The organism is Marinobacterium sp. xm-g-48, from assembly GCF_013282925.1.
Taxonomy (GTDB): Bacteria; Pseudomonadota; Gammaproteobacteria; order Pseudomonadales; family Balneatricaceae; genus Marinobacterium_E.
Window position 1 is genome coordinate 115,959 of sequence record NZ_WBYQ01000002.1, and the last position, 14,627, is coordinate 130,585.

At 47.8% G+C, this 14,627-nt stretch carries 12 protein-coding genes and 1 tRNA gene; 7 read left to right on the forward strand and 6 right to left on the reverse strand.

Annotation, left to right across the window (positions count from 1 at the left end; genetic code table 11):
• Positions 1–38 precede the first annotated feature (38 nt).
• Entirely contained in the window at positions 39–2,063 is a 2,025-nt protein-coding gene (gene metG / locus XMG48_RS04505) for a methionine--tRNA ligase (RefSeq protein ID WP_173480874.1), read from the reverse strand.
• Positions 2,064–2,214: 151 nt separating this feature from the next.
• Between metG and trmA the strand changes: the two genes are divergently transcribed.
• From trmA to XMG48_RS04530, 5 genes are all read left to right on the forward strand, one after another.
• Entirely contained in the window at positions 2,215–3,309 is a 1,095-nt protein-coding gene (gene trmA, locus XMG48_RS04510) for a tRNA (uridine(54)-C5)-methyltransferase TrmA (protein ID WP_173480875.1), read from the forward strand.
• 64 nt (positions 3,310–3,373) lie between these two features.
• Positions 3,374–4,201, forward strand: coding sequence for an iron-sulfur cluster carrier protein ApbC (gene apbC / locus XMG48_RS04515; RefSeq protein ID WP_371731433.1), 828 nt, complete (start codon positions 3,374–3,376; stop codon positions 4,199–4,201).
• Positions 4,202–4,275: 74 nt separating this feature from the next.
• Entirely contained in the window at positions 4,276–4,842 is a 567-nt protein-coding gene (gene dcd, locus XMG48_RS04520; protein WP_173480876.1) for a dCTP deaminase, read from the forward strand.
• A 1-nt stretch (position 4,843) separates the two neighbouring features.
• Positions 4,844–5,488, forward strand: a complete 645-nt coding sequence (locus XMG48_RS04525; RefSeq protein ID WP_173480877.1) for a hypothetical protein — start codon at positions 4,844–4,846, stop codon at positions 5,486–5,488.
• Between the two features lies 1 nt (position 5,489).
• The gene (locus tag XMG48_RS04530) at positions 5,490–6,278 is read left to right on the forward strand and encodes a hypothetical protein (protein WP_173480878.1); all 789 of its coding nucleotides are present in this window, start codon (positions 5,490–5,492) and stop codon (positions 6,276–6,278) included.
• A 10-nt stretch (positions 6,279–6,288) separates the two neighbouring features.
• Here XMG48_RS04530 and arsJ read toward each other — a convergent pair whose 3' ends face one another.
• The 3 genes from arsJ to XMG48_RS04545 form a co-directional block, all read right to left on the reverse strand.
• On the reverse strand, positions 6,289–7,488 hold the full coding sequence (arsJ, locus tag XMG48_RS04535; RefSeq protein WP_173480879.1) for an organoarsenical effux MFS transporter ArsJ: 1,200 nt from the start codon (positions 7,486–7,488) through the stop codon (positions 6,289–6,291).
• 4 nt (positions 7,489–7,492) lie between these two features.
• On the reverse strand, positions 7,493–8,773 hold the full coding sequence (locus XMG48_RS04540; RefSeq protein WP_173480880.1) for a TolC family outer membrane protein: 1,281 nt from the start codon (positions 8,771–8,773) through the stop codon (positions 7,493–7,495).
• A gap of 129 nt (positions 8,774–8,902) precedes the next feature.
• Positions 8,903–10,087 (reverse strand): pyridoxal phosphate-dependent aminotransferase, encoded by a 1,185-nt coding sequence (locus XMG48_RS04545; protein ID WP_173480881.1) that lies wholly within the window; start codon positions 10,085–10,087, stop codon positions 8,903–8,905.
• A gap of 135 nt (positions 10,088–10,222) precedes the next feature.
• Between XMG48_RS04545 and uvrB the strand changes: the two genes are divergently transcribed.
• Positions 10,223–12,253: an excinuclease ABC subunit UvrB gene (uvrB, locus tag XMG48_RS04550; protein ID WP_173480882.1), complete on the forward strand. Its 2,031-nt coding sequence runs from the start codon at positions 10,223–10,225 to the stop codon at positions 12,251–12,253.
• Between the two features lie 135 nt (positions 12,254–12,388).
• Here uvrB and XMG48_RS04555 read toward each other — a convergent pair whose 3' ends face one another.
• Positions 12,389–13,360, reverse strand: a complete 972-nt coding sequence (locus XMG48_RS04555) for a TauD/TfdA family dioxygenase (RefSeq protein WP_173480883.1) — start codon at positions 13,358–13,360, stop codon at positions 12,389–12,391.
• Positions 13,361–13,605: 245 nt separating this feature from the next.
• Positions 13,606–13,682: transfer RNA gene (locus tag XMG48_RS04560), tRNA-Val, on the reverse strand.
• Between the two features lie 282 nt (positions 13,683–13,964).
• Here XMG48_RS04560 and XMG48_RS04565 point away from each other — a divergent pair.
• Positions 13,965–14,576 (forward strand): chemotaxis protein CheB, encoded by a 612-nt coding sequence (locus XMG48_RS04565; RefSeq protein WP_371731439.1) that lies wholly within the window; start codon positions 13,965–13,967, stop codon positions 14,574–14,576.
• The last annotated feature ends 51 nt before the right edge of the window (positions 14,577–14,627 follow it).

The window sequence follows — 14,627 nt, forward strand, 5'->3', positions numbered from 1 at the left end:
AGCTCCTTTTAAATAGACGCACTGTTCGAAAACAGGGCTTACATGATGCGCATTCCTGGCTGAGCGCCGGCATGGGGTTCTAATATCCAAAGATCCTTACCGCCAGGTCCAGCCGCTAGTACCATCCCCTCAGACATTCCAAACTTCATCTTACGCGGTGCAAGGTTAGCGACCATAACGGTCAGTTTGCCTTCCAAGTCTTCTGGAGCATAGGCCGATTTGATACCTGCAAAGACATTGCGTGTCTCATCGCCTAGATCAAGCGTCAATCGAAGGAGTTTGTCAGCACCTTCAACATGCTCAGCTTTAGCGATGCGAGCGACACGAAGATCGACTTTGGCAAAGTCTGGAAATTCGATGGTCTCAGCAATGGGCTCTTTACTAGGCTCAGCCTTTTTAACAGGCGCAGCGGCTTGTAGATTCTGTTTTGAATCTTCGATGACCGCCTCGATCTTTTCAGGCTCTACACGCTGCATAAGCGGCTTGAACTTGTTGATCTTTTGGTCCAGTAGAGGTGTTTTAATCTCATCCCAAGCAAAGCTTTCAATATTAAGGAAGCCTTTAGCTTGTTCAGATACCTCTGGAAGAACTGGAGTTAAGTAACTAATGATCACTCGGAATAGGTTAATGCCCATGGTACAGCAGGCTTGAACCTCAGCCTCTTTACCTTCCTGCTTAGCCAATACCCAAGGCTCAGCTGCATCAATATACTGGTTGGCTTTATCGGCTAATGCCATGATTTCGCGCATCGCTTTGGCGTACTCGCGCTTTTCATAAGCATTTGCAATCGAATCACCAGCGGCAACTGCTTCGTTATAGAGCTCTGGTTGAGCCAGTGTGCTATCCAGTTGGCCATCAAACTTCTTAGTGATAAATCCTGCACAACGGCTCGCAATGTTGATGACTTTGTTAACTAGATCGGCGTTAACACGAAGACGGAAGTCCTCTAAGCTTAAGTCGATGTCATCAATACCTGAGCCCAGTTTCGCTGCAAAGTAGTAGCGTAGATACTCTGGACGTAGGTGTTTCAGGTAGGTCTCGGCCATAATAAAGGTGCCACGAGACTTAGACATCTTCTGTCCATCGACTGTTAGGAAACCGTGACAGAAAACCCCTGTTGGTGTTCTAAATCCTGCACCATGCAGTTCAGCAGGCCAGAATAGGGTGTGGAAGTAGGCGATGTCTTTACCGATGAAGTGATAGAGTTCAGCGCTGCTATCTTCTGACCAGTACTCATTGAAATCGACGCCATTTTTATCCGCCCAATTTTTAAAGCTAGCCATGTAGCCGATGGGAGCGTCCAACCAAACGTAGAAGTATTTGCCAGGGGCGTCAGGAATCTCAAATCCCCAGTAGGGCGCATCACGTGAGATATCCCACTGTTGAAGACCGGATTCGAACCACTCATTCAGCTTGTGTTTCATCTGATCCTGAACGTGTGTGTCTACCCAGCCTTTAAGGAAGGATTCGAAATCTTCAAGCTTAAAGAAGTAGTGCTCAGACTCTTTCTCGATCGGTTTTGCACCTGATACAGCAGAGTAGGCATTTTTCAGTTCAGTCGGGGCATAGGTTGCACCACACTTTTCACACGAGTCGCCGTACTGATCTTCCGCACCACATTTTGGACAGTCACCTTTGATGAAACGATCCGGAAGGAACATCTCCTTTTCAGGATCGTACGCTTGAGTGATGGTGCGACGAGCAATGTGACCTTTATCTCGTAAACGCGTGTAGATCAGTTCAGCAAACTGCTTGTTCTCTTCCGAGTGCGTCGAGTAGTAGTTGTCGAAGTTGACCAAAAAACCTGAGAAGTCACGCTGGTGCTCTTCACTGACTTTGTCGATCAATGCTTGAGGTGAGATACCCATCTGATCCGCTTTCAGCATGATCGGTGTACCGTGAGCATCATCTGCACAGACGTATGTACATTGATGGCCGCGCTGCTTTTGGAAGCGAACCCAAATATCGGTTTGGATGTATTCAACTAGGTGGCCCAGGTGAATAGGTCCATTAGCGTAAGGCAGGGCACTGGTAACAAGAATCTTGCGATTAGAATCAGTCATCTAGGTTAATCACTATCTACTACGAAAAAATTGAGCGTCGATTTTACGCGTTTACTTCGATTGATTAAAGGTCTCAGGTTTGGTCACTACTCAATGCACTGTTACACTGCGCCCCAATTACTCTTTTTAGACGTTTAAAGGCACCCATTGCATGTCATCTTTACCGGTTATTGATCCTGCCCTCTACGAACAGCAACTTGCTGAAAAAGCAGAAACAATGCAGCAGTTATTCTCAGAGTTTGATCTTCCCGAGCTCGAGCTGTTTCGCTCCCCACCAGAGAACTACCGTATGCGAGCAGAGTTTCGAGTTTGGCATGATGGTGATGAGATCGACTACGTGATGTTTGAACCGGGAGATAAGCGCAAACCGGTCAAGGTGACAGAATGCAAAATGGTCGATACGCGCATTGAATCGATGATGTTCGATTTTCTCGAGCGTTTAAAAGGTGACGTTGAGCTGCGTAAACGTCTATTTCAAATAGATTTCCTAGCGACCTTAAAAGGGGAGCTGTTGGTCAGCATGCTCTACCACCGCGCGATCGGAGAAGAGTGGATTGAGGCGGCAAAACCCCTTCGTGAAGAGTTTGGCATTGATATTGTAGGCCGTTCACGTAAAAACAAGATTGTGTTGGATCGTGATTTTGTTATTGAAACGATTCAGATCAATGGTCAGCCCTTCACCTACAAACAGACCGAAAACAGTTTCACCCAACCCAACGCTAAGGTGTGTGAACAGATGATCGAGTGGGCGTTGGATGCAACTCAAGATGCTAGGGGCGACCTGGTGGAGTTCTACTGTGGTAACGGTAACTTCAGTCTGCCGCTAGCGCAGAACTTCGATCGAGTTGTCGGTACTGAGATCTCTAAAGAGTCGGTACGCAGTGCGCAGTACAACATTGAGGTAAATGGTGTTGAGAACGTCTCTATTTTGCGCCTCTCTTCAGAAGAGTTTACTGAGGTACTTCAAGGCACTCGTACTTCTCGTAGAACCGAAGGGTTGGATCTGACCAGCTTTGATTTTCAAACCGTACTGGTTGATCCGCCTCGTGCAGGTTTAGATGCAGAGACCGTTAAGCAAGTGCAGACCTACCCGGCGATTGTCTATATCTCCTGTAACCCTGAAACCTTAAAAGAGAATTTAGAGATACTGTCTCAGACTCACGACGTGCAGCGTTTTGCTCTGTTTGATCAGTTCCCATACACCCATCATGTCGAATGTGGCGTATACCTTACTAAGAAGGTCTAGTTAATCGATCCTCTTTTTGAAATAATCCTACTAAATTACTTGGTTATTATGTTTGGGTGGTACCGTGTCTCAGAAACTTGAAAATCTTGCGGGTGTTAAAAAAATTGTCGCGATCTCCTCTGGTAAAGGCGGAGTGGGTAAGTCGACGGTCACAGCTAACCTGGCAGCTGCTCTATCTGTACAGGGTCTTCGTGTCGGCGTGTTGGATGCTGATATTTACGGTCCCAGCCAAGCAATGATGTTTGGTGTACCTGCAGGTACTCGCCCGAAAACAGCTGAAGAGAAGTACTTTATTCCCGTCGTCGCGCACGACATTCAGACTATGTCGATCAGTTATTTGATCGATGAAGATACACCTATGGTGTGGCGTGGTCCCATGGTAAGTAGTGCGCTTCAGCAGCTGTTGATGCAGACACAATGGGATGATTTGGATCTTCTGCTGATCGATATGCCGCCTGGTACAGGTGACATTCAATTGACGCTGTCGCAAAAGGTACCGGTCGATGGTGCCATCGTCGTAACCACGCCTCAGGATATTGCGCTGCTTGATGCCAAGAAGGGCATTGAGATGTTCCGTAAGGTCGATATTCCAGTGCTAGGCATCATTGAAAACATGAGCGTGCACGTCTGTTCAAACTGCGGTCATGTTGACCCCATTTTTGGGGAAGGTGGCGGTGATAAGATGGCAGAGCAGTATCAAACCAAGCTCTTGGGTCAGTTACCTTTGGCAAAGCCAATTCGCGTGCAGGCCGACTCGGGCACACCCATCGTCATTGCCGAACCTGAATCTGAGTATGCCAGCCTCTATCAAAGGGTTGCGGCTTCCGTCAGTGAAGTGCTTGCCAATCACACACAGGCTGAGGCGCCTTTCATCAACATCATGGATGATTGATGTGTAAAGAAAAGGCTCTATTTCTGGAGCCTTTTTTGCTATTATTTCGCGGTTTTCTTTTTAGGTGATAAGTAATGGGTATCAAAGCCGATAAGTGGATCCGTCGCATGGCGGAACAGCAACAGATGATTGATCCGTTTGAGCCGGGTCAGGTTCGTGAAGTGAATGGTGAAAAGATCGTCTCATACGGTACGTCTAGCTACGGCTACGATGTTCGTTGTGCTGACGAGTTTAAAATCTTCACCAACATCAACTCATCGGTTGTCGACCCTAAAGACTTCAACAGTGAGAGTTTTGTTAATGTGAAGTCGGATGTCTGTATCATCCCGCCAAACTCCTTTGCACTGGCTCGCACTGTTGAATACTTCAAGATCCCACGCGATGTGCTGACAATTTGTTTGGGTAAAAGTACTTACGCACGTTGTGGCATCATTGTGAACGTCACACCGCTCGAACCAGAGTGGGAAGGACACGTGACACTTGAGTTCTCAAATACCACGCCGCTACCCGCTAAGATCTATGCCAACGAGGGTGTAGCTCAGATGCTCTTTATTGGCGGTGATGAAGTGTGTGAAGTCTCCTACGGTGATCGTGGTGGTAAATACCAGGGTCAAACGGGTGTGACATTACCACGCACTTAATATGCAAGAACAAGTCGATAGTATTAAAGCCTTTTGGGATGATCTTGCGATCACCCTAGATGCCCTTCAACACGCCACACTCGAGCAACTCGCTGAGCAGGGTGAGCGTGTGCTTATGGATTACAGACCGACCCTGAAAGAGATCGACTCTAACCTGACGTTCCATTTTGAGCGTAATCAAGAGGATGGTCCTGTTCAGTTGGTCTTTGGTTGTGATGGCTACCCAGAGTCGATTCACAGTGTGTTAACACTGGTCGGTGCTGCGCCTAAGCTGAATGGCTTCCAAGTACGCGCTTTCAATGAGCGTCATGACCCTGTGCCACGCACCGTCGATCTGGGCGGAGAGCTCTGTGAGATCAACGACTACTGGTATTCACTGCGTACCATCAATGGCAAGTTAGAGCTCGCCATCTACATGGAAGATGCACCGACCGTGCTCGATATGGATCCGCGAGTTGAGGCAGTCATGATTCTACTGGATGCGCTGATTGGTGAGTACGAGATCATGGTGCGAATTTGGGCCTTGGATTGGTATGAACTTCCAGCCTGCCCACGTGATTTTGGACTATCGCCGCTATCCCAGCTCAGATCTGAATTTGATCAGATTAAATCTGACATTAAACCCATTGGTATCAATCTGCACTGATATGAGTGACAAGCTGACCGAACTGCTTGATGACCTTCGCGAAGCCTATCTCAAAGAGATGGAGGCTAACGGCCACAGCTACCCTTTTAAAACGGCTTACCAGCTAGCTCATAGACGTTTAGCCTTACCGGCTGACGAGTTAGTAGAGCTCATTCTATCAGCGCCACGCCTGTTGGCTTCACGTGCCGGTGATCTGATCGAGAGTGAAGAGGAGGGTGCAAACCCGACCATCGGAGCGATCATCAGTGCCAATCTTGTAGCGGCGGGTATGGATGGTCTAATGATGGTTGCAACCAAGCGCGACTGGTTAGAGCGTGATGAGCATGGGGATCTGTTGGTTGATGCGCATGAACTGGATCTCTGCAAACCCGTTTTAGGTGTCGATTACACGAAAACACCTAAAGAGTTTGTTCCGCAAACTGGCCGAAGTCAGCTCTCTGATCTGTTCGCGGCGGCTGAAACGGCCTTCGAAAGTGCGCTGAGCCGTGAGGCGATGGATGCCTATCAACTCAGTCTTAAAATTGCGTCGGACTATGCCGTCTTTGCTCCAGACGATTTGGCACCACTGTTGGCCGAAAACCCTTTAATGTTAGGGTTACGAAACGATGGATTGGTGGATCCCGAGATGTTCAATCAAGATCCACCTGCTGGCATGATTCTTAGTGCACACCTGACTGAGATGATGGTCGCTCAAATGGTGGATCATGCCATTGAAAAGGGCGCCATCGGAATGGATTCAGAAGGTCAGCCTCTCTTTGTTGATGATGAAGAGCCACCGACACTGCATTAAAAGGGTTGGGTTAGATTGGCAGTTTTCGGCTGAGCAGTGCCGCTGCTAAAACCATAATCGCAGATCCGACAAGGCAGGCGACTAGCCCTGCAACGCCCAATCCAGCCCACTGAAACAGTGCACCCGATAGCAGGGTGCCGATCAAGCGCCCCATGGCATTAGCCATGTAATAGAACCCCACATCTAACGAGACACCGTCTGCTTTGGCATAGCTAACAATTAAATAGCTGTGAACGGCTGAGTTGAGGGCAAAGATCAGCGCAAACAGCGCTAAACCCACCATTATGACCCAGGTGGGCTCGACCTCTGCGAAGAGTAGAGCAGCAATCGCGGTTGGAACTAGGGTTAACAGGGCTGCTAGCGTGACGGCTCGGTCACGACTGGGTGGGTGCTCTCTGTTATTCAGCAGTTTTGGCGATGACGCTTGAATAATGCCGTAGCCAATAATCCACATCGCCATAAACGCACCGGTTGCCTCTTCACCCCAGTTAAGCGTATCAGCAAGAAAGACGGGCAGCGCGATAACAAACCAGATATCCCGTGCACCGAATAGAAAGAACCGGGCAGCAGAAAGTCTATTAACGGAGTCACTTTTAGAGAATATCTCTCTGAATTTAGGTTTGTAGCTCGCTTTACCTAACTCCTTTTTTAGCAGCAGTAGAGAGCTGATCCAGACAATCAGTAAGACCGCTGCCATCGCGGTAACCGCCCCTTGAAACCCTAGCCAGACCAGCAGGGCGCCACTCATAAAGAAGCCCACACCTTTTAGCGTGTTTTTCGATCCTGTAAGCAGTGCGACCCATTTAAATAGAGAACTTTCGGCGTTTTCAGGAACCAGTTGCTTGATGGCACTTTTCGCACTCATTTTATTCAGATCTTTAGCAATGCCGGAAAGCGCTTGGGCGGCCATCACCCAGGGAATGGTGAGATAGACTGAAGGAACTGCCAGCATGGCTAGTGCGCCAATCTGTAAGGCGAGCCCAATGTTCATGGTCCTATTCAGGCCAATACGAGCTCCGAGCCAACCACCAACTAGATTGGTTACGACCCCAAAGAGTTCGTAAAAGAGGAATAGAAAGGCGATCTGAAGTGGAGAGTATCCGAGTTGGTGGAAATAGAGCACGACCAACATACGAAGGGCGCCATCCGTGAGGGTGAACGCCCAGTAATTACCCGTAATTAGCAGGTACTGACGGACAGCACCATTCATACACTTAACCTTCTAGCCAGCTATCAAGAGACTCAATGTCTGCAGGGCTTAGTGTACCTAGAGTAGATTTCATTTCTGTGACAAGCGCGATGTGATCGATACGCGCTTCTGCGTAGTCTGTTTTAGCAGCGTAGAGTGCGGTTTCAGCGTTAAGTACATCAACGATGTTACGTGTGCCGACTTCAAACCCTTGTGAAGTTGCTTCTAGAGCTTTTTCACGAGATTCCAGTGCGACTTTGCGAGCCTCAACGGTTTTAACGCTCGCTTCGATGTCACGCAGTAATTTACGAGTATCGGCTTTAACCGTTTTAACTTCACCTTCGTAAGCGAATAGTGCTTCAGTGTGTTTGTAGGCGTACTTGTCTTGGTTCGCAGTGGTCGCGAAACCAGAGAAGATTGGAATTGTAAGGGTTAGCCTAGTAGAGGAATCACCGTTTCTCTGTTCATAATCATTTTCACCATTAAATGCGCTATGAGAAAGTTCTACTGTAGGGTAGTGCGCAGATGCGTAGGCTTCTGCTTTGTAACCGGCTGAAACTTCAGACAACTTCTTCAGACGAAGTGCAATATTACCCGCCAACGCTTTCTCTACCCACTCTGATTCTGACCCTTCAGTAATGCCCTCGATAGGGTAACTCGCTTTAATCTTCTTAAGATCGACACTGCTAACGCCCGTCATTTTTTCTAGCGAATCGAGAGCGCTCTCAACACCACTTTGTGCTGTAAACAGTGATGCGCGCGCATCATCGTAAGAGGCGCGAGCTTCTAGCACATCAGTAATCGCAATCAAGCCCACTTCGAACTGTGCGTTCACCTGATCTAGACGGCGTTTCAATGCTCGCTCCTGCGCTTCAGCAACCTCTAAACCGTTTTTGGCTTTAAGAGCACCAAGGTAGGTGGAGACAAGGCGGAACATCAAGCCCTGATCAGCAGCCTCTATAGAGAGTTGCGTGATCTCGGGTATTTGTTTTGCTGCTTTGTAACCATACCAAGCACTCATATTAAAGAGGTCTTGTGATATGGATAGAGCTAGACCGTTTGTTGTCGTACCAGATGGTTCTGATTTAGTAGAAGTGCCAACTATAGCGGCTGATGGATATAACTCAGCCAAGGCTATATCGTAATCGGTATTTGTCGCTAGAGCCAATGCTCGACTCTCTTGGTAAGAGGCGTCATTTTTAAGGGCGCTGTTGTAAAGATCGGTCAAAACACCAGCCTGTGTTGACGCTGAAATCAGGGTGGCAATCGAAATCGCAAGTGACTGCTTTGTAAAGCGAGCGTTCATAAAAGATCCTGTTTAATTCGTTAAATGGTCATTGAAGGCTATATTAGCAACTTCTAAATTAATAACAAAGGTCTGTAAATAAAAAAACCGGATACGAGATCCGGTTTAGTGTAGTTCAGTTAGACCTGCTTAGGCGAGTGCTTTCGCAATTCGCTCAATCGCATCGGCCAGTATCTCTTTGCTAGTTGCAAAGGAGAGACGCATATTGCCCGGCGCGCCGAATGCAGAACCAGGTACCAGTGCGACACCGGCTTCCTGAAGTAGGTATTCAGCCAGTTCAATATCATCGTTGATATCTGAACGAGCATCGATGACACCTTGGAAGCTTGGGAAGGCGTAGAAAGTGCCATCGGCAGGGATGCACTCAACACCCTCGATTTTGTTCAGTTCTGAAACGACAAATTCATGGCGCTCTTTGAAAGCGACAACCATCTCAGCAACACAACCCTGATCGCCTTCCAGTGCAGCGCGAGCCGCTTCCTGTGCAATTGAACATGGGTTTGAAGTCGATTGAGACTGTACCTTTTTCATCGCGCCGATGAGTTTAGCGGGACCTGCAGCATATCCGATACGCCAGCCCGTCATAGAGTAGGCCTTAGAGACACCGTTTAATACGATGGTACGATCGTAAAGCTCTGGTGCTGCATTAAGAATGTTCACAAAGGGTTGGTCATTGAAACGAATGTGCTCATACATATCATCCGTCGCAATCAGAACCTCTGGGTGCTCTTTCAAAACATCAGCAAGTGCTTTCAGCTCATCAAGCGTGTAAGCAACGCCTGTTGGGTTTGAAGGGCTGTTAATAACAACAAGACGAGTCTTGTCCGTTAGAGCCGCTTTTAACTGCTCAGCAGTCATTTTAAAGCGCTGCTCCTGAGTCGTTGGAACAATGACCGGCACACCGTCAGAGACCAGAACCATATCAGGGTAAGAGACCCAGTAAGGTGCTGGGATAACCACTTCATCACCTTCATTGATCAGTGCCAGTGATAGGTTGAAAAAGCTCTGTTTACCGCCTGATGAGACTAGAATCTGGTTTGGCTCGTAAGAGAGACCGTTGTCTTTTGAGAACTTCTCAATAATCGCTTTTTTAAGCGCTGGTGTACCATCGACAGCGGTGTATTTGGTCATACCCTTGTTAATGGCTTCAATAGCAGCGGCTTTGATGTGTTCAGGAGTATCAAAGTCAGGTTCACCTGCACCTAGGCCAATAATGTTTTGACCAGCAGCACGAAGCTCAGCAGCACGGTTAGTGACAGCCAGGGTAGGTGACGGCTTAATGTTGTTGACGCGGTTAGAGAGTCGAACGTCCAATCGAAATATCCTCAAAAAACGAAATGTTCGTGTGGCTTTTATAAAGCGTTGCACATTATATAGGAGTTTGAGTTCCGTTATAATCCCCTGAAACCCTTATAACTCCGCGTTTTTTTAATATTTTAGGTCTGATGAATGAAAACTCCGTTTAAAGTCTCATCCAAATTTGAACCTGCAGGGGATCAGCCAACGGCGATTGCTGGCTTAGTGGATGGTTTGGAGTCCGGTCTTGCGTCGCAAACTCTATTGGGTGTGACCGGTTCGGGTAAGACCTTTACCGTTGCCAACGTCATTGCTGAAGTTCAACGACCTACGATCATATTGGCACACAATAAAACCCTAGCGGCCCAGCTGTACGGTGAGTTTAAGGAGTTTTTTCCAAACAACTCAGTAGAGTATTTTGTCTCCTACTACGACTACTACCAGCCCGAAGCCTATGTTCCATCGTCGGACACCTTCATCGAGAAAGACGCGTCGGTTAACGATCACATTGAGCAGATGCGACTCTCTGCAACTAAGGCTCTGTTAGAGCGAGACGATGCCATCATCGTGGCCACCGTCTCAGCCATTTATGGTTTGGGTGACCCTAAATCCTATTTGGCGATGATGCTCCATTTGGACCGAGGCGATCGGATTGATCAGCGCGGGTTACTGCGTCGACTGGCGGAGCTCCAATACACACGAAACGATATTGATTTGCACCGTGGTACCTATCGTGTCCGGGGTGATGTGATCGATATCTACCCAGCAGAATCGGATCGTGATGCGCTTCGCATTGAGCTGTTTGACGATGAGATTGAGGAGCTAGCCTGGTTTGATCCTTTAACCGGTGAAGTATTGCGTCGCGTGCCGCGTGCAACGGTCTATCCTAAAACTCACTACGTTACTCCGCGCGAGACACTGCTTGAGGCGGTCGAACACATAAAAGAGGAGTTGAGAGAGAGACTCAAACAGCTGCGCGATAATAAAAAGTTGGTTGAGGCGCAGCGATTAGAGCAGCGCACGCTCTATGATATTGAGATGATCCTCGAGCTAGGTTACTGCTCTGGTATTGAGAACTACTCACGTTACCTGTCAGGGAAGCCTGCCGGTGCACCGCCACCGACCCTGTTTGAATACCTACCAGATAATGCGTTGTTGGTGATCGATGAGTCTCATGTCACCGTTCCGCAGTTGGGTGCCATGTATCGTGGTGACCGTTCACGAAAAGAGACGCTGGTTGAGTACGGTTTCCGCTTACCATCAGCGCTGGATAACCGACCGCTTAAGTTTGAAGAGTGGGAGCATCTAGCGCCCCAAATGATTTTTGTCTCTGCCACGCCCAGTAAATATGAAGCGGCCAATGCTCAAGCGATTGTTGAGCAGGTGGTTAGACCGACGGGCTTAGTCGATCCAGTGGTTGAAGTGAGGCCGGCTCAAACGCAGGTCGATGACTTGCTTGGGGAGGTACGGAAAACCGTCGCTAAAGGTGAGCGAGTTATTGTAACTGTGCTGACTAAGCGGATGGCCGAGGATTTAACAGAGTATCTAGCGGAACATGATGTCAAAGTGCGCTATTTACACTCTGATATCGATACCGTGGAGCGTGTTGAGATCATACGAGATCTTCGAATAGGGGAGTTTGATGTACTTGTTGGTATCAACCTGCTGCGTGAGGGTATCGACATGCCGGAGGTCTCTCTAGTGACGATTCTTGATGCCGATAAAGAGGGCTTCTTACGATCGGATACCTCTATGATTCAGACCATTGGGCGGGCCGCGCGTAATGTAAATGGTCGTGCGATTCTCTATGCCGACCGAATTACCGGATCTATGCAGCGCGCGATGGATGAAACCGCACGCCGTCGTGAAAAGCAGATCGCATTCAACGAAGAGCACGGCATTACGCCAAAAGGTATTCAGAAGTCCGTTGCTGACATCATGGAAGGGGCAACCATTCCTGGTAAGAAGGTGGGTAAACAGTCAGCTCGTAAAGCGGCTGAACCAACGCCAGAGTACCAACTCTCTGCCAAAGCGATGTCGCCTAAAGAGCTCTCTAAAGCGTTGTCGACATTGGAAGATAAAATGTATGAAGCCGCTAAGAACTTGGAGTTTGAGAAGGCGGCTCAGTTGCGCGATCAGCTAGAGCAGTTGAAGCACTCGGCAATCGATACCGGACAAGACTAGCCTCTAAAATATTGGATCGGTCTGTTGGAGCGGTCTTGCAAAGGCCGCGATGGGTTAATCATCTCATCTTCGACAAGACTCCAACAACCAATAAAAAACCCCGCAAAAGCGAGGTTTTTATAACACAGAGACCGACTATCGCTTAGCGATACCCTCTTTACCAGGGAAGTCAGGTGCACACTCTCGTGCGTTCGGCATCTTCAGCCAAAGTCGTAGGAGATGACGCTTCTTATCTTCCTCTTCGTAATCTTCAAAGCCAGTACGAGAGTGGAAAATTGTATAGTTATTAGCAAACTGAATATCACCCGGTTCCATCATCATATCCAAGCGGATATCGGGGTCATTCAAGATCGAATCAACCAGATCAAAGGCTTCTACCTCTACTGGTGACAGTGGCAGTCCAGCTTTCTCTTGTGCAATTTCAATGTACTGGCGCAGATGCATCGCACTCAGTTTGCCTTTGTAGTAACTGAAAATTGGTACCGGGCCGGCATCACCATTATTGATGTGCTCCATTAGGAAATGGCGGTGCAACAGGCCAAGGTACTCGGTATGGTTTTCTTGAATCTCATTGAAAAGAGTAATGGCGCTAGACAAGCTGCTCATGCCGCCGGATTTGGCTTTGCGAAGACTTAATAGTCCGACAACGTCAGAGAGGTCTGCGTGGTAGGGTAGATACTCATTGGTTTCATAAACACGGACCGATTTAGGATCTTTTGCACCGATATCTTTCACGTGGCCGATCATATCGCCTTTGATGTTCTGTGATACAGGGATACCCATATGAAGGCCAAGGCCGTAGTAGATAATTGCGGTCTCTTCGTCAGTGTAACGCTCAATAGGTAGGCCGCGGATAAGTATGAAGCCTTTGCCATCCTCAAGCTCGGTATTGAAGTAGTTGATCTCTTCCGCAAGCTCGGTGATCGGGAAATCTTCTTTAGTGAAGTTAGGTGTAGTTAGGCCTTTCGCTTTGACTGCGGCAAGTCCTTTTTCAAGAATGGCGATTGACTCATCGGACCAGTGGTAGATCCAAGATCCATCATCTTTTATATCTTTGCCTTTCCAAGCTGATGGGCCTTCGAATTTCTCTTTAAGAATGACTGACACTCTAAATTCCTCTGTACGAAATAGTATTAATTATTGTGATAAAGCTAAGGCCAATAGATTAGGCCAAGTATTAGAAATAACTGCTGTTACAATTATGATTGTTTAAGTCTATAACAATATTCAACTTTTGTATGGGGTATAAGTTGGAGCGGTCTTGAAAAGGCCGCGATAGGGTATCGTCTCATCTTCGATAAGACTCCAACAGAAGAGCACAAAAAAGCCCCGCTGATGCGAGGCTTAATGTCTGGTACGACCGGGCAGATTCGAACTGCCGACCCCTACCATGTCAAGGTAGTGCTCTAACCAACTGAGCTACGGTCGTATTTGGCTGCGTATTTTATGGTGTGAAATTTATTCTGCAAGTAGTAAAGTGATGGATGCAGATTATTTTTTTATAACTTTCCCTTTTTTACATGATTCAACTATTCTGAATCTATAAACACTGATACTAGAGGTCTGTTTTGGATAATGTGAATGATTCTCGGCGACCTGCCGAGTTGTCTGATGGTTTAATTGTTGTAGCTTTGGGGGCATCTGCTGGTGGCCTTGAGGCGATTACAGCCCTTCTAAGAAGCTCCCAACCCAATAACATTTAGCCTTTGTTATTGCCCAGCATATGGCGCCTCAGCATCGCAGTCTGTTGGTTGAGTTGCTCTCTAAAAACTGTGATTACGAAGTGGTTGGCGCTGAAGATGGGGTCGAGATTAAACCCAGCACTGTCTACGTTAATACTCCCAATACCGATATCTCAGTGGTTGATGGTCGATTACATATCTCGTTACCTTCTGATGATGTGGGTGCTAAGCCCTCTATCGATAAGCTATTTAAATCGCTAGCTATCAACTACGGAAGCCGATCCATTGCCGTGGTTCTCTCGGGTACCGGCTCTGATGGTACGCAGGGATTCCGTGAAGTGCGTGATGCAGGTGGTATTACGATTGCTCAACAACCGGATACGGCTAAGTACAATGGCATGCCAAATTCAGCGATCCGTGCGCGTTTGGCTGATCTAATCCTTTCCCCAGAAGAGATTGCTAATTACCTATCCGACAGTCACCACCGTCCTGAGGTGTTGAAGTCTGTTGGTAAAGATGAAGAGACGGTTGTCTCAGTCGACACTCTTATTGAGCGTATTTTGACAGAGACTGGCCTGGATTTCCGTCAATACAAACGCGCAACGCTTGAGCGCCAACTTCAGCGCCAACTTCAGCGTTAAGGCTCAACTCTATCGATGATTATTTTGCGCATGTAGACAAAGACCCTGATG

What these genes read in the sequence shown, in the direction of transcription:
- arsJ (WP_173480879.1), bottom strand. Translation starts at nt 7,488, where the DNA reads ATGAATGGTGCTGTCCGTCAGTACCTGCTAATTACGGGTAATTACTGG.
- metG (WP_173480874.1), bottom strand. Translation starts at nt 2,063, where the DNA reads ATGACTGATTCTAATCGCAAGATTCTTGTTACCAGTGCCCTGCCTTAC.
- trmA (WP_173480875.1), top strand. Translation starts at nt 2,215, where the DNA reads ATGTCATCTTTACCGGTTATTGATCCTGCCCTCTACGAACAGCAACTT.
- XMG48_RS04540 (WP_173480880.1), bottom strand. Translation starts at nt 8,773, where the DNA reads ATGAACGCTCGCTTTACAAAGCAGTCACTTGCGATTTCGATTGCCACC.
- XMG48_RS04525 (WP_173480877.1), top strand. Translation starts at nt 4,844, where the DNA reads ATGCAAGAACAAGTCGATAGTATTAAAGCCTTTTGGGATGATCTTGCG.
- dcd (WP_173480876.1), top strand. Translation starts at nt 4,276, where the DNA reads ATGGGTATCAAAGCCGATAAGTGGATCCGTCGCATGGCGGAACAGCAA.
- uvrB (WP_173480882.1), top strand. Translation starts at nt 10,223, where the DNA reads ATGAAAACTCCGTTTAAAGTCTCATCCAAATTTGAACCTGCAGGGGAT.
- XMG48_RS04530 (WP_173480878.1), top strand. Translation starts at nt 5,490, where the DNA reads ATGAGTGACAAGCTGACCGAACTGCTTGATGACCTTCGCGAAGCCTAT.